The following is a 25,103-nucleotide window of genomic DNA, read 5'->3' as shown; positions in this document are numbered from 1 at the left end:
TATGTATGGCGGGCCCGTGCAAGTATCAATGGAAAACAAAAGGAGCGTTCAGGCGCTTGTAAATTGAAACGAGAGGCACAAGATGCTGGGAACAAGGCTTACAATGAATTATTGCGTCAAGAAAAAGCATCAATAGTTTATGACAATAACTTGACTATCAAAGACTCTATCAAAGAATGGCTTGATGAATATAAGCATGGCACGATTAGCGTGAAGACAGAAAAGATATATCGTGGCCATATAAAAAATCATATCATCCCCCATCTAGGAAATTTTAAAGTTACAAAATTAAATCGAATAACTTATCAAAAATTTATTAATAAACTTGTTGAACAAGGATACTCCAAAAAAACCATTCGTTTGATAAATGCTATAATGTGTAACTTTCTTGATTTTATGATACATGAAATGCGTATGATTGATTATAATTGTGCTTCAAAAATCAAAATAAAAACAGATGAGACAAATAAGCAAGAAGACGAAAAAAACATGTTCTATACAGACGATGAAATCAAATTGATTTTTGAGTATAGTCGTAAATTAATAAAAAATACTCGCAATGAAGTATGCGCTGATTTCATTGAGGTATTGTTATATACAGGGCTTCGTATCAGCGAACTGCTAGCTATTCAAGAAGAAGACTATGATGCTGAATCAGGGACTATATCTATCAATAAACAACTATCACCTGATCATCAAATTAATAATCCAATTTTCACACCACTTAAAACTGAAGATTCATATCGTGAAGTCATTTTAGATAGTAGAACAAAAAGAATAATCCAAAACAGATTACTAGCAAATAAAAAAGAAAAGCTTCGTCTTCCACCAAATATCATTCAACATTCTTTTATATTTTCTTGTAACGGATCAACAATAGGTAGAAGCGCAGTACGACGATACATTCATAAAATTTGCAAAGCATCAGGGGTTCGCTATCATGAAAAACACGCAATTCATGCGTTCAGACATACTCACATTAAACAATTGGTAGAGGCTGGGGTTCCTCAAGTAGTTATTCAAAAAAGAATTGGACATTCTAAGAGTTCCGCAATAACTGCGCATTATATGCATACAGACAATAAAATGAATGAATTGGCATCTAAAAATTACGAGAAATTAATTTCCGATAAATTTTAGGGGTGGAATTAGGGGAAGTTTCGAAAGAACTCCTAGACCCATTGGGAGACTAGGAGTTCTGAAACTATGCCCTAAAACGTTGATTTAGCGGTCTTTTATTTGAAAAAAACGGAGAATTTTGCTAGAATAAGGACGTTGGGCTTCTTTTTTCCTAAAGCGTTCATTCATCTTGTCCCCTTAGTAAAATGGATATTACAAGACCCTCCTAAGGTTTAGTTGTAGGTTCGATTCCTACAGGGGACGTTATTTTATTATAAGGCGTGAGAGCGAGTTTCGATTTTCATCGAGCTCGTTTTTTATTTGACTGGGCAAAGACTTCCGACTTTATAAAAGTATACGAAACTAAGTACAATTAATAGATAGATAATTGCCAATGTATCCTATTAAATAAAACCAGCCTCGTTCCCGAAGAAATCAAGGCTGGTTGAATAAGTTTTATTTTTTCTCTACTAAGCGGAAATGTTGCCAAGGCTGAATCGTTTCAAGCAAGTAGCGTTCTTCTGGGACCACACGAGCTACAACATTTGTATTTCCTGAGTTTTCCATAGCTTGAAGCGCGATTTGCATTTCGCCTTTGTAACGTTCATAACCATTATTATCGACCGTCACATCGCCTAATTCAAGCGAAACTGTGTCATGCGGGGCAAAATCAAATTGCTTGTAATTCACACGCGTCATTGTCGAACGAATCACATAAGCTGACACATCGCCACGATTAAAGTGCTTTTGCGTCAAGACAAGTTCTTTTTCTACTTCTGTTGCTTGATCCAAGAACTCAACAGAAAGTTCTAGTTCATTGCGATTTAGTTCGCTCAAAGCTTTTAGTTCTGCTTCAGAAGCAAACATATTGCCAACAATCACATCATCAATCAAGCCCGTATTCCAAAGATCTTTCGCTTGAACTGCAATGTCCATCCCACGATGCTCTTCAAGTGTTGGAAGCCCACCATCTACGACAAACCACGGACCATATTTTCCTTCGTTTGAAGAAACAAAAGCGGCCGTCCGCAAGTTCAAATCTTTAAACTGCTTGCTCGTCCGTAAGAAATGCTCACGGGATAAAGCCGTATAACGACGTGGATAAAAATTGTGGCAGCCAATAATATTTGCTCGGTTAGCTTGATAACTCAAAATATTATCCACATAGCTCGTTCCATTACTGATGTTTAGTTCAATCATCAAATTATTGTCATCAAATGACATTTCAGCTTCCTCTGAACCCGAGAAGCCAAGATCTAGTCGAAGTCCAGAAAGACCGATTTCTTTAAAACGATCAAGTTCTTTGTAGGTGATATTAAGCGATTCAAAAACCGTTGGATCAACGTCAGCAATCACTTCAAATCCAAGTTCATTCGCACGTTTACAAATTTTTTCGAGCTTGGAAAACTCTTCTTTGTCATTTGCCGAAATTAGACACGTGAAAATACGACTGAAGCCATATTTTGCTGCCATTTCCACATAATTTAACGAATCTTCAAGTGGTACATGTTGCGGAAAAACCGAAATTCCTAATTTTCTCATAACCTAAAAATCCTCTCTTCGAACGTTTTTTAAACACAAGTTGTAGTTTTATAGTGCGCGAACTTAATCCCTTTTCTCCATCATTGCATAGGCTTGATTCAAAACATTTTTACCGTTCATCGTTCCGTAATCAATCGCATCAATAATTTCAACAGGAATCTCACGCGAACCAAATTTGCGTTTAAGTCCTTTCGCTAAAAAGCGCACTTGCGGAGCAAGCAAAACTACATCAACCTTTGAAATGTATTTCGAGACATCTGCTTCAGCAACCGCAATCACTTCAGCATCCAATTGTTGCAACGCAATTTCTTCCTGCATCTTTTGCACAAGCAAGCTCGACGACATCCCAGCAGAACAAATCAACATAATTTTTTTCACGCTTTCCTACCTCCAACAATGATGATTCACTGTCCACTCACATTAAATGCAAGTTTTATGCCAACCAAAACAGCGTCACACCAGGTTTTTTAGATTCTTTGGGCTAGAAGGAGAAGTGTGTAAGCCTACACACTTCTCAGTTTAAGCTTCCACTCGATTGGCAAGCATCATTTGTGTCAAATACGCGATTTCAGATTGCGGAACAGTGATTTGATACTCACGCTCCACATTTTCCATCATTTGTTGTGTGACTTGCATTTCTACAAGGTGCTTTTTGGCAAACTCATTCAAATCTGGGAATTCCCGGTCAACTGCCCCAAGACGCATTCGCTCAATCAAGAAAGCCATGTGTAAAATCATCCCAATATCGACGCCCGATTCAAGAATCAAATTCAACTGAATTTGCAATTCCGAAATTAACTTCCGCAAGAAATAAACCAAATCTTCCACAGAATCCACCGCTTTAAGATTTCCAGAAAGAGAAGCAATCAATTTTTCATACGGAACTTCATCGCTAATGATTCGCTTCGCAATATCTAAACCATCATCCGAAAAGACTTCGAGCGCACTGAAAAACGGGATATCTTGATATTCAAATTCAACAGAACCCATAATCGCTAGGATATTAAATTCCTCTTTCAGCTGATCAATTCGTTCTCGGAAAGCATCCTTATGCAGAAACTGCAAAATAATAATCTCCACTTTGCTTTCATCAATAATCGGAGCAATACGCTTGCGGAGCTGTTCAGCCACTCCTTCGCCCGTAAAGCAAGTCAAAACAACCGCATTTTTAACCGGTCTTGCTCGCAGTACATGCGCCTTATATTTATTTTCAAACAGTTGCTGACAACTTTGATAAATATCTTCTAATCCACGACCAAGCGATGCTTTTCGAATCGCTTCTAAAACGACAGGCGTACTTGTCATTGTCACCGTTTTTGTTCGAATCCCTAACTCTTCCATCAACATGTTCCCAAAAGAAGCGAGCGACCCCATATCAGATAAAATGAGCAAGCCTTTTTGCGGGTTTAACTTCAAAACGCGATTTTTCACTTTTTCATACATTGTTTGAACGTCCATTGTGAGCGGCATATCAATCGCCGTTCCCGTTTCAATGCTAAGCAGTTCTTGCACCGTTTCAACCATACTCGTTGCCGTACTGCGCCCGTGCATCAAGACAAGGACTTCTACTTGCGATTCACTACTCACAAACATCGAGTCGACCACTTCGGCCGTCAAAAACATCGTTAAAAAGCCTATTTCATCAAATGGAATTTCAATTTGAAGCGCTTGCTCGATCATCGCTGAAAGTTCAATCGCCGCTTGGAATTCCTTCGGATATTTTTTCCGGACATTATTTAAATCCGGGTGAATAATATGCTTTTGCTCGCGAATTCGTTCAATCGTACTTTGCAAGTGAAGTGCAAAAGCGAATTTCATCTTATCATTGTAACTTCGCTCAAGACGCTTTTCAGCAACATCATAAACCGCTTCCGTGAGCTCCCAAACAGCTGGATCAATGATTTCTTTCGCCGTTTGTTGCGTTGGAAGTTGCTCCATGTAATCAAGAAAATACTGATCCACATCAACATAAAGCTCGGCTTCTAGTTCACTCCCGTCTTTCCCTTCTTTCAAAAGTTCTTCCGCGCGATCTTGAATTGCCTGATACACATCATCCACTTCGACAACAATATCCGGTCCCGGCTCACTTGCATCTGCAAATTTAAAAATCGTTTTATTTACATCAATCAAGCGATTTAATTTTTCCGGCTCATCTTTCATGTGTAGTAAACCTTTTTGCACATGGATCGGTAAATCATCTTGCTCGATCAAAATATAATTAGCTGCTTTCGTCTTGTAATGCAAGAACGCTTTCGCACAAGCCAGCTTCAAATCACGCTGCAATTGCCCGACATTTGCGCTCGCATGATAAAGCAAGAAAGCCATCAAAGCTTGGCGATGCACACGAATCGACTGATTCAGTCTTCTCGCTTCTTGCTTCAAGAAAAACTCCACTAATTGATAGCGCTCTTCCATGCTACGTTCAGCAAGCTGTGGCAAAGTGATCGTCATTGGAATCCGGCGCGTAAACGTTTCGAGCAAAAAATTATCCGGCGATTCCGTTGTTGCGCCAATAATTTCTACCTGCGCTCGGTGCACCTTTGAACTTTCTCCAAGCGGTCGAAACTCGCCCTTATCAATAAACGTAAACAGCATTTCTTGTCCTTCAGGCGGCAAACGATGAATTTCATCTAAGAACAAAATTCCTCCGTCTGCTTGTGCAAGCAAGCCATCCCGTGTTTCCTCAGCGCCTGTGTAAGCGCCTTTTACAACTCCAAAAATATGCCCAAACAAAAGTTGTGGATTTTGAGCATAATCAGCACAGTTAAAAGAAATAAACGGGGCATCTTGCGGGATCACTGTCGATTCGCGAGCAAATTCATACATGCACTCAGCAAAAAGTGATTTCCCTGTTCCCGTCTTTCCTAGAATTAAAGTGTGTAAACCATTCGGCGGATAAAGAATCGCTGCCTTGGCTTGTTGGATGCTAATCTTCAAACTTTGATCTGACCCAATCAAACGGTCAAAAGCTGTCGCATCCCCTTTTTCACGCTTCCTCTCAGCAAGCGTGTTTTTCAACGTTTCATAATAAACGGGTTTTCCTGGAAGCTTCTTGATCTTGTTTTCTTTAAACAAATCGTTCAGATAGCGGCTGGCATTGGCACGATCCATGTTGAGTTTACTAGCTACGTCAACCGCAGTCGCTTTTTGATTCAGCTCATCTAAGAAGGTTAAGACTTCCTCTTTTCTACTCGCCATCCTTTTAGCTCCTTTAAACACTATGCCTCCATTATACACGTTTACACACATAAGTCGCAATAGCTGTTTTTAAGCAAGAAAAAACCGCCAAATCAGCGGTTTCTCTTCTTCGTATTCTTTGTCATTTTGTTTTCCTTTGCTTCACCTGGTGAAACAAGCTTCCCGCCAAAAAAGCGAACCGGAAGAGCCGACTTCCCAAGCTCCTTCAAAAACTGTTTCAGCGACCGAAGCTCCCGTTGATTCACAAACGACAGCACCGTTCCAGCTTTCCCCATTCGGCCCGTCCTGCCAGCCCGATGTGTGTATTCCCTTGCACTTTCCGCGATGTCATATTGAATCACATATGGCAAATCGGGAATATCGAGACCGCGCGCCGCAATATCCGTGACAATCAAATACTGCAGCTTGCCTGCTTTAAATTCGCGCAACACTTTTTGTCTCGTTTCCTTGCGTAAATCCCCGTGGATCCCCGCAGCCGCAACACCATCAAACTTCAATTTTTCAAGCAAAATGTCCATCCGTGGCTTATCACGCACAAACACGAGCGCTTGCATGCCATCCACTTGAGTAATCCGCCGAATCAGACTCGCCTTCTCGCGGTTTTCCACTTCCATATAAAGATGCGTCACATTTTCCGTTGCACGTTTTGCCGGACTTACTTCAATTTCAACCGGTTCGCGCTCAAACTGCCTGAAAAAAGCATCCGGATCGAGCGGACGTGTTGCAGAAGCAAGCACTAGCTGCACATCACGCTTCGCATGGCGAACAATATCCATCGTCATTCGACTATTTTCTTTCGATAACAACTGATCCGCCTCATCGAGCGTCACCACTTGCACACTATGCATCTTCACTTTTTTTCGGTCGATAAGTTCAAGCAACCGTCCCGGTGAAGCCACAATAATTTGCGGTTTTTTCTTGAGTTTCTCAAGTTGCCGCTTTAAATTCGCCCCGCCAATAATCGGCATCACAGAAATTTTCTTCTCCGGCGCTATAAACAAACGAATCGCATCCGCAATTTGCATCACAACCTCATGGCTTGGCGCAAGAACAAGCCACTGCAGTTCCGGCTTTGCTTCGATTTTTTCGAGGATCGGGAGCGTATATGCGACCGTCTTTCCCGTTCCAGTTGGCGAAATCGCAAGCGCGTCACTTCCAGCTTTCAGCACCCCGTAAAGTTCCGTTTGAATCTCCGTTGGCTCCTCAAAGCCATTTGCCGTAAAAGCCTGCTGCCAGTGCTCCAATAAATTCTCTTTCATGCGTATACTCCTTTTCCTTGTATCCTTCAAACATCATACCATAAAATAAGTCGCCTCACTTGATTTTTTCAAGAAAAGCGACCAAAGTTTGCTTATTTTTCCGCGTCGAAATAAATATCATTTTGATGGCGCAGTTCATTCGAAATCCTTAAGACCTTAACGCTTAAATCTCGTAATGCTTCATACGCAGCTGTATCCTTTTGTTCAATAATTTCAGCAAAGCGTGCCGCTTCAAATTGCATATCATTTTGAACGACTGGTTTCGCAAGCTCGAGCACTTCTTCGTCGTGATTACCATGAAATTCCAATTTTTCGATCGAAGTGAGCGGCTCAATCAAAAGCGTTCCTTTTTCCCCGTAAATCTCACTATTCAAAAAGGACGTTGAATTTTTCCCTTGAATGATCGTCACGTTAAAATCGCCATATTCTAAAATCACAGGCCCCATCGCATCAACACCTGTTCTCATCTTGGTTGCAAAATAATGTGCCGCTTTCGGTTCACCAAAGAGCGCCACCGCCGAATAAAGCGGATAAACACCTAAATCCGTAAGTGAGCCTCCTGAAAAATGAAGAGAAAAAATATTCGGTTCTTTCCCCTCAAGCACTTGATCGTAGCGTGATGAATATTTCATATAGGCAAGTGTTGCACCATGGATCTTGCCCACTTTCCCAAGATTTTCTTGTAAAATTTTAAAATTAGGTTCTTGAATATGGCGCGCCGCTTCAAATAAAAACACTCCATTTTCCTGAGCGACTTGATGCGCCTCGGAAAGTTCATCTACCGTTGAAAAAATAGGTTTTTCCACAATCACATGCTTGCCAGACTTCAAAAATTGCAGCGCATGTTCAAAATGAAGCGCATTAGGCGAAGCAATATAAACCCCATCAATCGCATCACTTAGCGCCATACTCTCGATATCCGTGAAGAGTTCTTGCGTCGCTCCGTATTTTTCAGCAAAATCCGCCGCTTTTTCCAAAGTTCGTGAATAAACCGCGCGCAGTTCCCACTTTCCAGATTGCATTGCCCCATCAATAAAAGAATCCGTAATCCAATTTGTCCCGACAATTCCAAGTTTTAGCATATTTCGCTCCCCCAATCATTCGTTTCCTCTTTAGTATAACCTAAAAAAGAAATTTTTACTCGCAAGAAAAACGGATGCCAAAAGCCTTCCGCCTCCAAGCACCCGTTCTCCTTTTATAGTGACTCCGCCTCACGGTAAAAAGGTTTCCCCCATCAAATAAAAATCGACTTCCCGTGCCGCCTCGCGACCTTCTGCAATTGCCGTTACAACAAGACTTTGTCCATAGCGGGCATCCCCACAAGCAAAAATTCCTTCCTCGCTTGTCCTGTAAAAGCCTTTCGCAGCATCAATCGTTTGTCGCTCCGTTTTCTTCACCTTGAAGTTTTCAAAAACCGCGTCTTCTGCTCCTTCAAAACCTGCAGCAATCAGCACCAAGTCGGCATCAAAAATTCGTTCCGAGTCAGCCACTTCACGGTAACGCTTCGTTTCTTCATCACGCTCAACTTCAACCGTCCGAATCCCCGTCAGTTCGCCCGCCGCATTTTTCACAAAACCAACCGGACTAAGCAAATATTCACGCGGATCCATCCCATACACAGCTTCCGCTTCTTGATGCGCATAATCCATTTGAAAAACATTCGGATATTCCGGCCACGGGTTACTCGCCGCTCTCACTTCCTCTGGCTTCCCTCGCCTTCCAAGCTGCACAATCGATTTAGCCCCTTGGCGAAGCGCCGTTGCAACACAATCCGCTCCCGTGTCACCGCCTCCGATGATGATTACTTTTTTTCCAGCCGCCGAAAGCGTTTGTTCTTTTTTCTCAGCAAGCAAATCTTGGATGCTCGCTGTTAAATAAGGAACCGCCAAGTGAATCCCTTTTGCGTCGCGACCAGGAACTTTCACTTCACGAGCCTTGCCAGCACCTGTTGCCAAAACGATCGCATCAAAGTCCCGCTTCAACTCTTCATACGGAATATCTTTCCCACAGTCGACACCCGTCACAAAACGAATCCCTTCCGCTTCAAGCAACTGAACACGCCTTAAAACACTTTCCTTATCAAGCTTCATCGTCGGAATCCCGTACATCAAAAGTCCGCCGATTCGGTCGCTTTTTTCAAACACCGTTACCCTATGCCCCGCTTGATTGAGCTGATCGGCACAAGCAAGGCCCGCAGGTCCAGAACCAATCACAGCAATTTTCTTTTCCGTCCGAACTTTCGGCGGATTCGGTTTGATCCAACCTTCCGCAAATCCCCGGTCAATAATTGCTTTTTCAATTGATTTAATCCCCACTGCCGGCTCGGAAATCGCTACCGTACAACTTCCTTCACAAGGAGCTGGGCAAACGCGGCCCGTGAACTCGGGAAAATTATTCGTTTTCAGCAAAAGCTCGAGCGCTTCCTTCCAGTCCCCGCGATAAACCGCATCATTCCATTCTGGAATCAAATTATGCAGCGGACAGCCAGAAACGCCATTTTTAATTTCCATCCCGATGCTACAAAACGGAACGCCACAATCCATGCAGCGAGCCGCTTGAATCGTCAATTCTGCTTCACCAAGTGGCAAACTATATTCGTTCCAATCGTTTACCCGTTCTTTTGGTTTCCTGACGGGCGTTTCAATACGATCATATTCCATAAAGCCAGTCGCTTTTCCCATTTTCGTTCGCTCCTTTCCTAATGAACTTGTTTCGCATTTTCCTTCGTACTTTCGTAAAAAGCCGCGAGTTCCGCTTCGCTAGCGTCACCTAGTTGTTCCGTCAAATTCGTAATCCGCGTGCGCATAGCTTCATATTCAGTCGGTATCACATATACAAAGTGATTTACTTCCGCTTCAAAATCAAGCAAGATTTCGCGTGCCTTCGCGCTTCCCGTTGCCTGCTCATGGCGCAATAATAAACCATGCAATCGAAGCTTTTCGCTTTCAGTGAGCGCGCTTCGCACACTGACCAGTTCTGGATTGATCTTTCCTTCAAGCGTCGCAAGGTCTTCCGCGTAAAGATAAGCGACACCGCCACTCATTCCTGCAGCAAAGTTCGCACCAATTTCGCCTAGCACGACTACCGCGCCACCTGTCATATATTCGCAACCATTATCACCAATTCCTTCAACGACCGCTTCCGCTCCACTATTTCGGACAGCAAACCGCGCTCCTGCTTTTCCGGCAAGGTAAGCCTCTCCGCCAGTTGCCCCGTAAAGCACCACATTTCCTGCGATCGCGGATAGGTGCGGGTCAACCGGGGTTCGCGCGTCATGAACGACAGCAAGCTTCCCGCCGGAAAGCCCCTTCCCGAAATAATCATTGGCATCGCCGACTACGCGGAGCGTCATCCCATTTGGAACAAAGGCGCCAAAACTTTGCCCGGCAGACCCGCTAAATGTGAAGCGAATCGTGTCGTCCGGAAGCCCCGCTTGGCCGTATTTCTTGCTGATGGCCGAACCAACTATCGTGCCCACCGCTCGGTCGATGTTGCGAATCGCGAAACTTTGTTCCACCGTTTCTCCCGAAGTTAACGCCGGTTCAGCCGCTTTTAACAAGAAACGCTCGTCCAACGTCTCTTCGAGTTGATGGTTTTGGCCTTTCGTACAAAATTGATCGGCTGCTTGGTAAAACGCATCCATGTATAGTAAATTGGAAAAATCGAGATATTTTGCTTTCCAGTGTTGCTCTTTTCGCGCTGTTTCTTTGAGATACTCTTTATGACCAATAATTTCATCTAACTTCCTTACGCCAAGATTTGCCATTAACTGCCGCATTTCCCTTGCGATAAACGTAAAGAACTGAACGACATAATCTGCCGAACCCGTAAATTTTTTCCGCAGTTCCGGATTTTGTGTCGCGACACCAACCGGACAAGTATCCATGTGACAAACGCGCATCATGACACAGCCTAACGTAACAAGCGGAGCCGTTGCAAAGCCAAATTCTTCTGCACCAAGCATCGCCGCCACTAAGACATCTTTTCCTGTCATCAACTTGCCATCGGTTTCAAGCACCACTTTATTGCGTAAATCATTCAAGATGAGCGTTTGCTGGACTTCCGAAAGCCCGATTTCCCAAGGTAAGCCCGCATGGCGGATACTGCTTCTTGCAGCTGCTCCCGTACCGCCTTCATAGCCACTTACAGAAATCACATCGGCTTTTCCTTTAGCAACCCCAGCCGCAATCGTACCAACACCTGTCTTTGAAACTAACTTGACGCTAACTCGAGCCGCCGGATTCGCATTTTTCAAGTCGAAAATCAACTGGGAAAGGTCTTCGATCGAATAAATATCATGGTGTGGAGGCGGTGAAATCAGCCCCACTCCTGTCGTTGAACCACGCGTTTTGGAAATCCACGGATAGACCTTCCCGCCTGGCAAATGCCCGCCTTCGCCGGGCTTTGCCCCTTGCGCCATCTTGATTTGTAATTCCGAGGCGTTCACGAGATAGTGGCTAGAAACGCCGAACCGGCCAGAAGCAACTTGCTTGATGGCACTTCGTTTGGAATCACCATTTGCACTTTTGATAAAACGTGCTGGATTTTCTCCACCTTCGCCGCTATTGCTCTTCCCGCCAATTCGGTTCATCGCAACAGCTAGCGCTTCATGCGCTTCTTGGCTAATCGAGCCATAGCTCATCGCACCCGTTTTAAAACGTTTGAAGAGACTTTCTTCCGGCTCCACCTCATCAAGTGAGATAGGCTTTCTTCCCGTTTCTAGCTTTAAAAGTCCCCGCAAAAACGCTTGATTATGGTTTTCCATTAAGTCTCGGTAAAGATCGTAAGCTTCTTGATCATTTTCACGTGTTGCGCGCTGCAAGGAATGAATCGCAAGCGGGTTAAATACATGATATTCCCCACCATTTGCGCGGTATTGGTATTCTCCACCTGAATCAAGGGTTTGGCTCGCGATTCCTTGCGTCTTGAAAGCCTTGCGGTGCCGCAGCCAAACTTCTTCGGCAATCACAGCAAGAGGAATTCCGGAAAGCTTACTCGCCGTTCCAGTGAAGTACTGATCGATTACTTGATTAGAAAGACCAATGGCTTCAAAAATTTGTGCACCACGGTAACTTTGCACCGTTGAAATCCCCATTTTCGACATAACTTTCAAAAGTCCATCCGTGAGCGCTTCAAGATAGCGCGTTTCGGCTTCCTCGAGACTAAAGCCTTTAATGCGACCGCGTTCAATTTGGCTTTGAAAAAGCTCGATCGCAAGGTAAGGAAAAACGGCATCCGCCCCGTAGCCAATCAAAAGCGCCGTATGATGCACATCGCGCGCTTCTGCTGTTTTCACGATAATGCTTGCTTTCGTTCGTAAGCCGCGTCGCGTTAAATAGTGATGCAAGCCGCTCGCCGCAAGAAGAGCCGGAATGCCCATCCACTCTTCACTCACACCTTCATCCGTCAAAACAATTAAAGAACTGCCTTCCGTTTCAATCGCCGTTCTCGCTCGTTCGAAAAGCGCTGCTAAAACCTCGTCCAGCTTCTCCCGTTCGTCTTCGCGGAAAAGAATCGGAAGCACCGTCGTTTTCGTACCAAATTTCGTTTGATTTTCAAGTGCTTGAAACTCTAAGCGAGAAAGCACAGGTGTTGCTAAACGAATTCTGTTCGCATTGGCGCCGCTCGGCTCGAGAATATTCCCTTCATCGCCAAGCAGTGTCATCGTTGAAACAACCGCTTGCTCTCGCAACCCATCAATCGGTGGATTCGTCACTTGGGCAAACAGTTGCTTGAAGTAATGGAATAAAAGTTGTGGGCGATTCGAAAGAACAGCAAGTGGCGCATCATAACCCATCGCACCAGTTGGGTCTTTCTTTTCTACAACCATCGGAATCAAAATTTTACTTAGTTCATCTTGCGTATAGCCAAAAGCTTGTTGCAGCTTCATGAGTTCATCGTGATTCCTTTTGTTAGTCTCTAAGTTTTCTCTTGCACTTAATTCGTTAAGGTCTGTTAAGTTTTCCTCTAACCATTCTTTATAAGGCGCTTCGTGCATAATTTGTTGCTTCAATTCCTCATCTGAAATGATTCGACCTTTTTCAAGATCGATCAAAAGCATTTCTCCTGCGCCCACGATTTCTTTTTTGATGATTTCATCTGGCTCAACCGGAATCACGCCCGTTTCAGAAGAGTAGATAATCGTATGGTCTTTAGTTTCATAATAACGTGCTGGTCGAAGCCCGTTTCGGTCGAGGATCGTCCCGATGACACGTCCATCTGTAAAGGAAATCGAAGTCGGTCCGTCCCACGGCTCCATTAGCGTCGCATGATAGGCATAAAAATCCCGCTTATAGTCTGCAAGTTGCTCGTTTTTATCCCACGGCTCTGGAATCAGCATCATCGCGGCATGTGGCAAGCTGCGCCCAGTTTGAACTAGGAATTCAAGCGCATTATCGAGCGTAGCGGAATCACTGCCATTTTCGTCAATGATCGGCCGAACAAATTCGAGTTTTTCTTGCAAAAGTGAACTTTTCACTCGTTTTTCCCGTGCTTTCATCCAGTTTACATTGCCGCGCTGTGTATTGATTTCGCCGTTGTGTACTAAATAGCGGTACGGATGTGCTCGTTCCCAGCTTGGAAAAGTGTTGGTTGAAAAACGGGAATGAACAAGCGCAAACGCGGACGTGTACGCTAGATCTGCAAGGTCTAGGTAATAAGCGCTGATTTGTTCTGGCGTAAGCATCCCTTTATAAATAATCGTGCGTGTCGATAAACTCGGAACATAAAATGTTTCTTTGATTTCAGCATTGTTTTTTGCAAAATTTTCAATTTGTCGGCGGATCACGTACAGCTCCCGCTCAAATTCGCGTTCTGTTAAACCCGCTGCTTTCCTGATAAAAACTTGATAAATCGCGGGCTCTTTTTCACGAGCCTTTACACCGATTTGACTTGAATCTGTCGGTAGTGCGCGAAAGCCAAGGAAAGTTTGCCCAGCTTCTTCGATCAAGTGAATCAGCTTTTCCATCAAACTTTTCCGTTCTGCTTCAGACTTCGGGAAATTGAGCATCCCGACCGCATAATGATGACGCGGTGGAAGTGAGATTCCTACGTCCCCACAAACTTTCCGAAAAAAAGAATCCGAAATTTCAAGTAGAATTCCTGCCCCGTCACCCGTATCTCCATCAACTTCACCGCCGCGATGCTTCAACTTACAAAGCATATGAATTCCATCTGTCACAATCTTATGGCTTGGGTGATTCTCTACATTCGCCACAAAACCAATTCCGCAAGCATCATGTTCTTCTCGTGGATCATAAAGACCGTGCGGCGCCGGCATTCCAAGCTTTTCCATTGAAATTCCTCCTTCAGTTCTTCCATTTATATAAATAAACTAAATTAATAGAAAATTTAACACTTTTGTTTAAAACCACCATTTTAAGGGGTATTTTCTATTTTAGCGCTTTTCATTTATCGAAACAATATATATAATAGAATAAAACTATCTCTTTTTGAGAATGATAGGAGTATTAAAATGGAACTACGCCAATTAAAATATTTCATGGAAGTAGCCCGTGTGGAGCACATGACGCAAGCGTCCGTCAATCTGCACGTAGCCCAATCAGCCGTTAGCAGACAAATCATGAAACTCGAAGAAGAACTTGGGGTTTCACTATTTGAACGTGTCGGTCGAAATATGCGCTTAACTACGATTGGCACGAGCTTTCTCGAGCAAGTGAAGCGCGCCACACATGAGCTTCAAAAAGCCGAAGCTCTCGTAACTGAATATTCTAATCCCGATATCGGAACCGTTCAACTTGGTCTCCCGAATTCCCTTGCACCACGTGTTCTTCCTTCTGTTATCAGCGCATTTCGAGAAAAGTACCCGCAGATCACTTATGAATTTCGCGAAGGTTCGAATGCAGAACTAACAGCCATGATTCGGTCAGGAGAGCTCGATTTAACCTTTCTCTCCCCGCTTCAAGCAGAAAATGAAATCTTCAGCGCCACACGATTTTTCGACGAAGAATTAAAACTAATCGTTCCAGCCAATCACCCGCTCGCAGCCCAAAATAGTGTTTCCTTAAAAGAATTAGCGCAAGAAAAATTCATTCTTTACCCCGAGGATTTTAATTTATATCAAATTGTAACTACCGCTGCACAGAAAAAAGGCTTTGTGCCCGAAGTTGCATTCAGCAGCCAAGACTTCTATACCATTCAAGGCCTTGTTGGCGCTGGACTGGGCATTAGCATCTTGCCCGCGATGATTCTAGACGGAGCCGTTTTCAAAAACACGAAAAGCCTTTCCTTCACAGATTCAGAACTACACCGCTCCGTTGGTATCATCAAAACCAAAAAACGAAAGCTCGCCCCATCCGAAGCTTTATTTTACCAATTTATTCTCGACTTCTTTTCCCCAAACTAAAGGACAAAGCGTTTCCGCTTTGTCCTTTACTCAATCTCTAAAAATGGTTCTGGATACATCAACTTTCCAGCTAGCCCCGTAAAATTTTCTTCTCCGAAGTCAAGCACCATAAAATTTTCTTCTTCAACAGGAAAAGGCGCTTCTAACCCGTAAAGTTTAGCTTTTTGAAAACCAAAACGCGGATAAAAATCCGCATGCCCTAAAACGCTAATGGCACGAAAGCCAGCCTTTCGCGCTGCTCTTATTCCTGCTTCAACCAATTTCGAACCAATCCCATTGTGCTGCTCACGCGTTAAAACAGCAAGTGGTGCCAAAACAAGAATCTCAACATTTTGCTTTTCTTGGATAATACTTGCTTTCGTCAGCAAAAGAAAACCTGCCAGTTCATGAGAATCAAGTTCCGCTACGAGAGCGAGTTTTGGCAAATAAGCCTTCGTTTCCCGCAACTTTTCCACCAAATCCGCTTCAAGCGAGCTTGGGAAAGCGTCTTCAAGCAAAACCCTGATGAGCCTCTCGTCGCCCTTTTCTTCCGTTCGGATCCTCATCTTTCTTTCACCTCGACTCGATACTCTTCAAGGTCATTCATAGCTGCTCGAACCACATTTGGCGTCACCATTTGCGGCATCAAATGAATCATCTCACCCTCACGAGCAGCGCGATCCGCGACTTGAAGCAATTCAGTTTCTGTAACTTCTGAAAGCCCCAGTTCAGCAAGTGAAGCCGGTAACCCTAGTTTCTTGTAAAAAGGCAAAAGCGCATCAATCTCGCTAAACTTCTCCTCAATTACGAGCTGAACCAAGATGCCATAGGCCACTTTCAACCCGTGCAAGACATCGTGCGACTTCTCAAGCAAAGTCAGCGCATCATGGATGGAGTGCGCCCCCGCTGTTCGCCCGTATTTATCGCCAAAACCGCCCACCATTCCAGCAAGCATAATATTCGTTTCGACCACTTTCACAAAAGCCGTTCCAAGTTCATGCCGCTCCATCTCAAGTAGCGCCGCCTCGCTCAGTTCCAGCAAATTATCCCGACATTTTCGCGCGGCAAATGCTGCCACTTCAATCGCTGTCGTCTTTTCAGGAAGCTCAGCGATCACAACGTTCGCTTCGTACCACTTCGCAAGCGTGTCCCCAATCCCGGCAACGAGGAGCTCTTTTGGCGAGTCGAGAATAATCGCCGGATCTAGCAAAACAAGCGCATTGCTCACGGGAAAAATATCAAACTGAATCATCTCACCCGTTTCCGTGTACATCACACTAAGTGGCGTATAAGCCGCACAAGTCGACGCGAGTGTCGGTAAAATCAAAACCGGTACGCAAGAAACAAAAGCGGCAGCCTTAGCTAAATCGGTAACCTTTCCGCCTCCAACAGCTACAATAGCTTCAAATTGTTCGGCTTCGATTTTTTCCTTCAAAGCATCCCTTGCCTCGTAGGTTACTTGACCCCCGTATTCCACAAAAACGGTTTCAAAGTTTGATAAGTCTGGAAATTTATGCCCGGCAGCTTTCCAAGAGGTACTCCCGTGCAAAACCAGTACCCGCTTCAAATTCCGACGCAGTAAATGTTCTGGAAGCTTATCCCAAGCTCCCACGCTTGATACATATTCAGCCGGTGCACCGCGAACAATTAATTCTTCTGTCATAAGTAAAACCTCCGCTTCGTTTGTTTTTCTCCATATTGTAAACAAGGAACCGGATCCCGTCAAGTTTAGCAAGGATCCGGTTTCCATCATTCTTTTGCGACAAGCAAATAATCATCTTTTTGTTCAAATTTCAAAATAAGTTCCGTGAAGACGCCTTCTTCAGAACGAATTTCAAGCGCATGCTCGAGTTTTTTCGACATTTGTTTAGCCAAATAAAGCCCCATCCCAGTCGCCTTTTTTTCTTGCCTTCCAGTAGACCCTGTAAAGCCTTGTTCAAAAACACGTGGCAAATCTTCTTGGCTAATTCCTCTCCCGTTATCGCGAATGTGAAGATGGGTCATGTTACTCGAGCAAGGTTTATCGCACCAAACTTTAATCACGCCACCTTCTTCTGTATATTTCAGCGCATTCGAAAACAGTTGATCGAGTATAAAGCCAAGCCACTTGCTATCCGTCCGCACATCCACATCCACTTCCCCCAGTTCCAATCGTTTATGTTCGGAAATGAAAAATTTGGAATGTCGCTTAATCGCTTCGCGGACAATCGTTCCTAGGTTTTGCTCTTGAATGAAGTAATCTTTTGCAAAGGTATCAAGTCGCGAGAAATAAAGAGCCTGCATCACAAGTTGATCCACGCGATCAAGTTCTCCGTCCACTTTTTCAAAAATCGTTTTCGTATCATTTAAATCCGGATTTTTGATCAACATTTTGCTAGCCACAAGAGGCGTTTTCACTTCATGAACCCAGTAAAGAATAAAATCATGATATTCTTCTTGTTTATCGACGAGCGCATTTATTTTCTTTTGCTCTTCCCTATGTTTTTTTCGCATGAGTTCATTAAAGAAAGCTTGCTCACTCGTACGTGGCTTGGGTAATAGTTCAATGACATTTTCTTCAATTTCCCCGTTAACGAGATCTTTCATTTCTTTCCAGTAGCGATATTTAAAACTGTAGCCGAGAATCAAATACGCCACGAGAAACAAGAACACAAACATGTACAAATAAATAATGTTACCAATCGTAAGTTTGCTATTTGGATCGATATAAATCAGAAGTCCGATAAAGCACATCACAATGGCAAAAAACAAAATAAAAAAGCGTTTATCGCGCACATAGCGCCAAAAGGTCATCACAAGCCCTCCTTACTAATCAGTAATTTCAAGCGGGACAAAGGAAAAAGCTTCGAAGTCAAACAGTCCTTGATCGGTCAATTTATATTCAGGAATAACCGGAAGCGTTAAGAATGAAAGTGTCAAAAATGGATCAAAACCATGAGCCGAACTAATCGAGCCAAATGCTTTTTCTAGACTTTTTAAAGAACTCGCCACTTCTTCAAAGGGTTGGTCGCTCAATAAGCCAGCAATCGGAAGCGGCAAAATTTCTTCCACTTTTCCGTCCGCTACGACAACAATCCCACCGCGCGCATCCGTTAACGTCTGTATCGCAAGCTCGATATCCGCATCGTTCATCCCCACTGCGACGATATTATGCGAATCATGCGCGACAGATGTTGCAAAGGCCCCGCGCGTAAGGCCGAATCCGGATACAATACCAAGGCCAACATTTCCTGTTCCTTTATGCCGCTCAACAACCACCATCTTGGCAAGATCACGTGCTATATCTGGCACGAACTCCCCGTTCATTCGGTCAAGCTGAACCTCTAGTTTTTCAGTAAATAAACTGTTCGGTAACATGCCGATAACTCGAACGTGATCGCTTAGAAGTTCTAGCCGCAAATCCTCAGTTTTTAGCGAGTGCCGAATTTCAGGGGAAGCAAACGCCGTCGTTTTTTTCGGGAAAGCCCCTTCGAAACGCTCGCCCTGGCTTACTACCACTTCGCCGCGTTTCATCACTTTTGTAATTTTAACCGATTCAAGCTCTTCAAGAAACAGGAGATCGGCTTGGTATCCCGCCGCAACAGCGCCGAGATAAAGCAAATTGTGACACGCGGCCGCATTGATCGTAGCCATTTGAATCGCCGTTATTGGCGGGATCCCATTTTCGATCGCCAGCTTGACGTTATAGTTAATCGAACCTTCCGAAATAAGATCTGGAATCAGTTTATCATCCGTACAGAAGCAAAAACGATGGGAATTTTTATCGTTCACAGCAGGTAGCGTTGCTAATAAATCGCGCGCAACAGTCCCTTCACGCAACATCACAAACATGCCAGCACGAACGCGATCGAGTGCTTCCTCGGCCGTCGTACTTTCGTGGTCTGTTCGGATGCCCGCTGCTAAATAATTGTTCAAGTTTTCGCGAGTTAAGCCAGCTCCGTGCCCGTCAATTCGGCCGCCATGAGTTTTGGCATCAATAATCTTTTGTAAAATATCCTCAGCGCCAGAAGCTACCGAAGGGAAATCCATCACTTCTGCAAGCCCGATGACATTTTCTCGACTATAAAGTGCTCGCAAGCTGTCAGCATCAAGCGTTGCACCGTTATTTTCAAACGGTGTCGCCGGTACAGAAGAAGGGAGCATTACAAACATATCCAGTGGCGAACCTTTTGCTTCTTCAAGCATATAATCAATTCCGGGTGCTCCTGCCACATTGGCAATTTCATGCGGATCGGTCACGATTGTCGTCACGCCATTCGGCAAAAGAACACGTGCCATCTCACTAGGTGGAACCATCGCACTTTCCACGTGGACGTGTGCATCAATAAAGCCAGGTACAATATAATTTCCTTTCGCATCAATGATTTTCTCTGCTTTTTGGAATTCACCAATCCCTGCTATGTAGCCATTTTTTATCGCGATATCCGCTTCGATAATTTCAGCTGTGAAGACATTGACAATTCGACCATTTTTAATAATTACATCCGCAGGATCTTTATGACTTAGTACATTAATCCGTTCGCGTAAACTCCTAACTGTTTCCAAAATTTTTCTCTCCTTTATTCCTGTTCTTCAAAAAAGCCTTCATCAGCAAGATAGCTTTCCGCTTGATCTAGCGATTTAAAAACGGCTTCCACGTTGTCATAAGCATAGACGATCCACATTTTATTTTCAAAAACAAGCTTTAAAAGTTCGCCCGTGTCATTTTGATAAACGAAAGTATCACCTTCTTGATAAGCACCTCCGTCACTATCCATATACGTGAGGGATTGCTCGATCAGCTGAATAAGCTCAGCTTCTGTTACATCATAGATATTTACGTAGCCTTCTTTATCCAACTTAGCGCTTTCTTCCAGGTACGGTGCATAAACAAAGCCATTGCCATTCGGATGAAGATGCTTCACAAGTACCGTCTTTTCTCGCTTACTTGCCGGATAGTGATAATTATAGCGCTTCATCGAAACGGGTTTTTCTTCTAGTGCCGCAAATCCATTAATAATTTTTCTTTTCTCATCAAAGCTCAGCAAATCCTGTTCCTTCTTTCTTTTAATAGTCTTTCTGGCGAACAACATCTTCTACAAGATTTGGCAACCAGTCGGAAAGTTCATCAAACTGAAAGCCAAGTGATTTCGCATAATCATTCGAAAGAAAGTACGAATCCTCCAAATCATACGGAGATTCATCTTCATCTTCTGTCACCGTCTCAATTTTCACTTCTTTCCCGAGCTTTTCAGCAAAAAGCTGCATCAAATCACCAAGGGTTATTTGACCATTTGAAGTTGCATTGATCGGCCCGGTCACCTCGCTTGCGGTTCCTGCCCATTCGAGAAAACGCGCCGCTTCATCCGCATGGATAAAACCGATTTCAGCCGCTTCATTTTGAATCCCGATTTCCGTCCCGGCTTCGATTCGCTTCAAATGAAATTCAATGCGTTTCGTATAATCTTTGCTTCCTAAAACAACTGGAAAACGCACAGATAAGACTGGAAATTCTGCTTTCTGCGCATAGACCGCTTCCGCTAATTTTTTACCTTCGCCGTAATCAAAATCTTCTCGGTCGCCCGTGACAATTTCATAGTGGACACTGTCAAAATCAGCTTCCACGAGGGCTTTTCCCTTGTTCGGATAAACCGCAAGCGTTGAAACAAAAATCAGCCGAGGTTTGCTTTTTTGAAAAGCCTCAATCGCATAAAGCGCATCTTGTGGTGAATAACAAATGTCATCATAAATCACATCGTACGTTTCCGATGATGCGAGTAAGAATAAATCGTCACGTTTTCTTCGGTCAAGAATCACCCGTTTTACTTGATTTTGAAAAGGGTCTTGCGTTTTTCCACGTGTGGCAATAGTCACTTCATGCCCACTTTCAATCAACCGTTCCACAAGTCGTTTACCAAAAAAACGTGTTCCCCCGAAAACTAAAATCTTCAAAAAAGCCCCTCCCTTATAAAAACAGGAAGTCAGATTTTAAGAAATCATTCCTAAAACCCACTTCCCTTCTTTCACTCGATCATGTAGCCTTGTCCTTTTTTCGTTTTGATAAAATCCTTGATGCCGATTTCTGCCAATTTTTTGCGTATCCGAACGATATTCACAGTCAGCGTGTTGTCATCTACGAAACTTTCATCTTCCCAAAGTACACGCATAATTTCATCCCGACTGACAATCGCTCCTTTTTGCTTCATCAATTCATATAAAATTAAAAACTCATTTTTTGTGAGCTCAATTTTTTCTTCCAAATAAGAAAGTGTGTTGGTATCAATGTGCAAAAACACATTATGATATTCCAAAACGTTGGGCTCCTCAAGCTCTGTATAAGAATACGTCCTTCTGAGCAAGGCATTGATCCTCGCCATAAGCACATCCAAATCGACCGGCTTTTCAATATAATAATCTGCGCCCATATTCATTCCCATAATTTGATCCATCCGCGAATTTCGCGACGAAAGAAAAATGATCGGAACATTCGATACTTCACGAATTTGATTGCACCAGTAAAACCCATCAAAGTAAGGCAAATTCACGTCCAAAATCACAAGTTGCGGTTCAAATTCTAAAAATTCGTTGAGAATATTGTTAAAATCGCTTACGACTCCGATTTCAAAGCCCCACTTTTTCAAGTGCTTTTGAATCGTATCACGGATCACAACATCATCTTCTACGATATACACTTTTACCATTCTTTGGACCCTCCATAGTTCCATTTTAGCTGATTCTGATTCATTTGACTAGTCATGACGGTGTCTCGATACAATATTCCGGTAATTATTTGCTGTCAGCCAGTAATAAACACCATAAAAAACGTAATAAATCGACGTTACAATAATAAAAGGTAGTTTCACCGCCACCTCGAAATTTTTAGCCAACCCAATCATCGCGATAATGCTATGCGAAATGCCGAAAAGAAGCGGCACAATGAAGACGGGGCCAATCTGTCCTACAATAATTTGGCGCAATTCTCGGTCTGTTAGCCCCAGTTTAAATAGAATCCGAAATCCAGGCTCTTCTGAATAAGCATCCGTCACTTGTTTGAAATAAATAATACTGCCCGTTGCGAGGAAAAACACAATCCCAATGAAGACTCCGACAAACAAAACCGCACCCGTTAAAATCGAAACGATACGGTAATTAGAAAAGTAGCTTGAAATCTTATTCGACCAAATGCTCACCTTTCCTTCGACAGCTTGTTGAATGCGATTGCCGAGCTTTTCAGAGTGATCCACTTCGGAAACATCATAAATAAAAACTTGTTCCGGTCGAAACTCGGTAAGTAATTTATTATAAACATTTTGATTTACTACAACATTGAAGTCCGCGAAACCCGTATTAAAAAGCGGAAACTCACGAAAACCAACAAATTGAACACTCTCCAATTCTTTCGCTTTATCCTCTGAACGCAAAAAGAAAGTATGATTTTGCAAACGTTTTTTGAGTTTGGTTGGAAGGCGTGTCATATCGCTCCCAATTAGAACCCCTTCCCCGTCTTTAAGGCCAGAAATCTTTAAATTACGATTTCTTTCAATTTTATTCAACCGATTAAATTCATTTTCAGAGATGATGGAGAAATGATCCTCATTCGCATAAAACTCATAAGGCATTCGTTTCAATGGATTTTTCACTGGAACATTCAGATACGCACTTTGTGTGGCATACTGCAATTTATTTTCACTGCTTCTGCGGATAATCCGATCTACTTCTTTTTGCTTATTTGGCGTCAAATTCAAAATCTGATAGCTGCTTGGGTTTTCTCGTTTCACATCGTGGATCGCTTCCGAGTATAAACTACTAATTGCTCCAATGATCGTAAGCGTTATCGCACTCAAAACGGCAATCATCGCCAGTGTATTAGCATTCCGCTTTAGCCGGTAACGTAGTGAAGTTATCGTAAGCAAATTGGCGCCGTAGTAATGAACTTTTTTGCGCCCGTAAAAAAAGCGCAAGCCAAGTGGCATAGAAAAACGAATGACAAGCCAAGTTCCTGCCACAACCGATAATAACATCAAGCATAAACCTGGAAAAAGCCTCAATTTATGCCAAAGAAACGATTCTTCAATATTTTGCAAAGCAAGCGTATAACCAAAACCAATGAGACAAAGACCAATGATCGTAAGTGCAATAGAACCACGCGGCACACTTTTTTCCATGTCTTTATTTTGAAAAAGCTGCAGCAAACTATAACGAAAAACCATTCCGCAAGCATAGAGTGACGTATAAGCCATGATTACGAGGAAAACTAGGATCGTATCCATAATCGCTTTTCCCGAAAAGATAATCGCTGTATTGACTCGCAAATTGACAAGCCAAAATAACAACATCGAAAAGAGCTTCGAGAAAAAAATTCCCGCCACAATCCCTGCAATAAGAGCCAGTAAATAAACCAGCAAGTTTTCGATCACCAAAATAGCGCAAACCTGTCCCTTACGTAAACCAAGCAACGAATAAAGTCCGAGTTCGCGCTTGCGTCGCTTTAAAAAATAGCTGTTTGAATAAAAAATAAAAAAAGCGACGAATAAAATGAGAATAAAAGCCGATGAAGAAAATAGGGATGATCCGATCACTTCCCAGCGCAAGAAAATCTTTCGAATGAGTGGATTATTCGCGAGCGACATAAAGGTGAAAAAAATCAAAATACTCATTGAAATGCTAACAAAGTGAAGCAAATACGACTGAAAATTTTTAAACATGTTCGTAAAGGCGATTTTAGTCACGAGCATCCGTTTCACCGCCAAGCTCCGCGAGAACTGCTAAAATCTCTTGAAAAAATTGTTTTCGCGTTAAGTCGCCTTTCATAAGTTCTTGATAGATTTCCCCATCTTTAATAAAAAGAATCCGATTCGAATAACTCGCGGCAAAGGCATCATGCGTCACCATCAGAATCGTCGCTTCTTCTTCCGTTCGTACCCGTTCAAGATTTGCAAGCAGATTGGTGGCCGCTTTTGAGTCGAGCGCGCCCGTCGGCTCGTCAGCAAAAATTAAATCCGGGTTCGTAATGAGCGCCCTGCACGCGCTTGTACGTTGCTTTTGACCGCCCGACACTTCATTTGGATACTTATCTCGAACATCATAAATCCCAAATTGTTTCGCAATGTGCTGAAACCGTTCTTCCGTTTCTTGCGAAGAAATTTTGCTAAGCGAAAGCGGCAGCGTAATGTTATCTTTCAACGACATCGTTTCAAGCAAATTATAATCTTGAAAAATGAATCCCAACCTGTCGCGACGAAAAACGGCTAGTTCTCGTGATTTCATCTTAAAAAGATCTGTCCCACTGATTTTAACTTCCCCTGAGGAAGGCTTGTCAATCGACGATAAAACATTGAGAAGCGTCGTTTTCCCGGCTCCTGATGGCCCCATCACACTCACAAACTCGCCCCGCTCAACTTGAAGCGAAATATCATTAATTGCTGCGTAAAAATTACTTCGTGTTCCATATACTTTTCTAATATTATTTGCTTCTAAAACAGGCTTCATGTTAGGCCTCCTGAAAATTACTCTTGTTCCTTATTGTACAATAACTTGCGCCCAAAGAAAATAAGCTTATCGACCGATTTTCACAAAAAAAGAACCCGGGGCAAAATATGAACCACTCTCTGTCAAGTAGACAGAGGAAATATAAAAAATATTCTCCTAGATTAAATCTAGGA

At 43.2% G+C, this 25,103-nt stretch carries 18 protein-coding genes and 1 tRNA gene; 3 read left to right on the top strand and 16 right to left on the bottom strand.

Annotated elements, in window-relative coordinates; all coding sequences use genetic code 11:
• Both HCK02_RS08885 and HCK02_RS08880 read left to right on the top strand, forming a co-directional pair.
• On the top strand, window positions 1–1,140 hold a 1,140-nt coding region (locus HCK02_RS08885), incomplete at its 5' end, for a tyrosine-type recombinase/integrase (RefSeq protein ID WP_167629770.1).
• Window positions 1,141–1,311: 171 nt separating this feature from the next.
• A tRNA-Arg gene (locus HCK02_RS08880) sits at window positions 1,312–1,383 on the top strand.
• 192 nt (window positions 1,384–1,575) lie between these two features.
• Here the strand turns inward: HCK02_RS08880 and HCK02_RS08875 are convergent.
• The 7 genes from HCK02_RS08875 to gltB form a co-directional block, all read right to left on the bottom strand.
• On the bottom strand, window positions 1,576–2,661 hold the full coding sequence (locus HCK02_RS08875; protein ID WP_167629769.1) for a DUF871 domain-containing protein: 1,086 nt from the start codon (window positions 2,659–2,661) through the stop codon (window positions 1,576–1,578).
• Between the two features lie 63 nt (window positions 2,662–2,724).
• Window positions 2,725–3,039 (bottom strand): PTS sugar transporter subunit IIB, encoded by a 315-nt coding sequence (locus tag HCK02_RS08870; RefSeq protein ID WP_167629768.1) that lies wholly within the window; start codon window positions 3,037–3,039, stop codon window positions 2,725–2,727.
• Between the two features lie 141 nt (window positions 3,040–3,180).
• Entirely contained in the window at window positions 3,181–5,859 is a 2,679-nt protein-coding gene (locus HCK02_RS08865) for a sigma-54-dependent transcriptional regulator (RefSeq protein WP_167629767.1), read from the bottom strand.
• Between the two features lie 92 nt (window positions 5,860–5,951).
• The gene (locus tag HCK02_RS08860; RefSeq protein ID WP_167629766.1) at window positions 5,952–7,118 is read right to left on the bottom strand and encodes a DEAD/DEAH box helicase; all 1,167 of its coding nucleotides are present in this window, start codon (window positions 7,116–7,118) and stop codon (window positions 5,952–5,954) included.
• A gap of 92 nt (window positions 7,119–7,210) precedes the next feature.
• Window positions 7,211–8,200 carry a Gfo/Idh/MocA family protein gene (locus HCK02_RS08855; RefSeq protein ID WP_167629765.1) on the bottom strand — a complete coding sequence of 330 codons (990 nt, stop codon included), beginning with the start codon at window positions 8,198–8,200 and terminating at the stop codon, window positions 7,211–7,213.
• Between the two features lie 129 nt (window positions 8,201–8,329).
• Window positions 8,330–9,799 (bottom strand): glutamate synthase subunit beta, encoded by a 1,470-nt coding sequence (locus tag HCK02_RS08850; protein WP_167629764.1) that lies wholly within the window; start codon window positions 9,797–9,799, stop codon window positions 8,330–8,332.
• Window positions 9,800–9,816: 17 nt separating this feature from the next.
• Window positions 9,817–14,412 carry a glutamate synthase large subunit gene (gltB, locus tag HCK02_RS08845; protein ID WP_167629763.1) on the bottom strand — a complete coding sequence of 1,532 codons (4,596 nt, stop codon included), beginning with the start codon at window positions 14,410–14,412 and terminating at the stop codon, window positions 9,817–9,819.
• A 180-nt stretch (window positions 14,413–14,592) separates the two neighbouring features.
• Here gltB and gltC point away from each other — a divergent pair, with 180 nt between their 5' ends.
• Window positions 14,593–15,483, top strand: coding sequence for a glutamate biosynthesis transcriptional regulator GltC (gene gltC, locus HCK02_RS08840; RefSeq protein ID WP_167629762.1), 891 nt, complete (start codon window positions 14,593–14,595; stop codon window positions 15,481–15,483).
• 26 nt (window positions 15,484–15,509) lie between these two features.
• On the opposite strand, the gene HCK02_RS08835 is transcribed toward gltC, so the two are convergent.
• From HCK02_RS08835 to HCK02_RS08795, 9 genes are all read right to left on the bottom strand, one after another.
• Complete coding sequence (locus tag HCK02_RS08835) at window positions 15,510–16,028, bottom strand: GNAT family N-acetyltransferase (RefSeq protein WP_167629761.1); 519 nt, start codon at window positions 16,026–16,028, stop codon at window positions 15,510–15,512.
• Window positions 16,025–17,125, bottom strand: coding sequence for an iron-containing alcohol dehydrogenase family protein (locus tag HCK02_RS08830; RefSeq protein WP_167629760.1), 1,101 nt, complete (start codon window positions 17,123–17,125; stop codon window positions 16,025–16,027). The genes HCK02_RS08835 and HCK02_RS08830 overlap by 4 nt, the downstream gene beginning before the upstream one ends.
• 86 nt (window positions 17,126–17,211) lie before the next feature.
• Window positions 17,212–18,255: a sensor histidine kinase gene (locus HCK02_RS08825; protein WP_167629759.1), complete on the bottom strand. Its 1,044-nt coding sequence runs from the start codon at window positions 18,253–18,255 to the stop codon at window positions 17,212–17,214.
• Window positions 18,256–18,270: 15 nt separating this feature from the next.
• Complete coding sequence (gene ade / locus HCK02_RS08820; RefSeq protein WP_167629758.1) at window positions 18,271–20,007, bottom strand: adenine deaminase; 1,737 nt, start codon at window positions 20,005–20,007, stop codon at window positions 18,271–18,273.
• A gap of 14 nt (window positions 20,008–20,021) precedes the next feature.
• Entirely contained in the window at window positions 20,022–20,489 is a 468-nt protein-coding gene (locus HCK02_RS08815) for a hypothetical protein (protein WP_167629757.1), read from the bottom strand.
• A gap of 19 nt (window positions 20,490–20,508) precedes the next feature.
• Window positions 20,509–21,393 carry an NAD-dependent epimerase/dehydratase family protein gene (locus HCK02_RS08810; RefSeq protein ID WP_167629756.1) on the bottom strand — a complete coding sequence of 295 codons (885 nt, stop codon included), beginning with the start codon at window positions 21,391–21,393 and terminating at the stop codon, window positions 20,509–20,511.
• Window positions 21,394–21,464: 71 nt separating this feature from the next.
• Complete coding sequence (locus tag HCK02_RS08805) at window positions 21,465–22,142, bottom strand: response regulator transcription factor (protein WP_167629755.1); 678 nt, start codon at window positions 22,140–22,142, stop codon at window positions 21,465–21,467.
• 48 nt (window positions 22,143–22,190) lie between these two features.
• Window positions 22,191–24,176 carry an ABC transporter permease gene (locus HCK02_RS08800; protein WP_167629771.1) on the bottom strand — a complete coding sequence of 662 codons (1,986 nt, stop codon included), beginning with the start codon at window positions 24,174–24,176 and terminating at the stop codon, window positions 22,191–22,193.
• Complete coding sequence (locus tag HCK02_RS08795) at window positions 24,163–24,930, bottom strand: ABC transporter ATP-binding protein (protein ID WP_167629754.1); 768 nt, start codon at window positions 24,928–24,930, stop codon at window positions 24,163–24,165. Before HCK02_RS08795 ends, HCK02_RS08800 begins: the two co-directional genes overlap by 14 nt.
• Window positions 24,931–25,103: the final 173 nt, after the last annotated feature.

The sequence above is a fragment of the Listeria valentina genome, from assembly GCF_011800755.1.
Lineage (GTDB): Bacteria > Bacillota > Bacilli > Lactobacillales > Listeriaceae > Listeria > Listeria valentina.
The sequence above is the reverse complement of the archived record's forward strand: the minus strand, read 5'-3'. Positions and strand labels throughout refer to the sequence as shown.

Excerpts from the sequence above, each read along its gene's own strand:
- HCK02_RS08875 (WP_167629769.1), bottom strand. The coding sequence starts at position 2,661 with ATGAGAAAATTAGGAATTTCGGTTTTTCCGCAACATGTACCACTTGAA.
- HCK02_RS08865 (WP_167629767.1), bottom strand. The coding sequence starts at position 5,859 with ATGGCGAGTAGAAAAGAGGAAGTCTTAACCTTCTTAGATGAGCTGAAT.
- HCK02_RS08860 (WP_167629766.1), bottom strand. The coding sequence starts at position 7,118 with ATGAAAGAGAATTTATTGGAGCACTGGCAGCAGGCTTTTACGGCAAAT.
- HCK02_RS08855 (WP_167629765.1), bottom strand. The coding sequence starts at position 8,200 with ATGCTAAAACTTGGAATTGTCGGGACAAATTGGATTACGGATTCTTTT.
- HCK02_RS08850 (WP_167629764.1), bottom strand. The coding sequence starts at position 9,799 with ATGGGAAAAGCGACTGGCTTTATGGAATATGATCGTATTGAAACGCCC.
- gltB (WP_167629763.1), bottom strand. The coding sequence starts at position 14,412 with ATGGAAAAGCTTGGAATGCCGGCGCCGCACGGTCTTTATGATCCACGA.
- gltC (WP_167629762.1), top strand. The coding sequence starts at position 14,593 with ATGGAACTACGCCAATTAAAATATTTCATGGAAGTAGCCCGTGTGGAG.
- HCK02_RS08835 (WP_167629761.1), bottom strand. The coding sequence starts at position 16,028 with ATGAGGATCCGAACGGAAGAAAAGGGCGACGAGAGGCTCATCAGGGTT.
- HCK02_RS08830 (WP_167629760.1), bottom strand. The coding sequence starts at position 17,125 with ATGACAGAAGAATTAATTGTTCGCGGTGCACCGGCTGAATATGTATCA.
- HCK02_RS08825 (WP_167629759.1), bottom strand. The coding sequence starts at position 18,255 with ATGACCTTTTGGCGCTATGTGCGCGATAAACGCTTTTTTATTTTGTTT.
- HCK02_RS08805 (WP_167629755.1), bottom strand. The coding sequence starts at position 22,142 with ATGGTAAAAGTGTATATCGTAGAAGATGATGTTGTGATCCGTGATACG.
- HCK02_RS08800 (WP_167629771.1), bottom strand. The coding sequence starts at position 24,176 with ATGCTCGTGACTAAAATCGCCTTTACGAACATGTTTAAAAATTTTCAG.
- HCK02_RS08795 (WP_167629754.1), bottom strand. The coding sequence starts at position 24,930 with ATGAAGCCTGTTTTAGAAGCAAATAATATTAGAAAAGTATATGGAACA.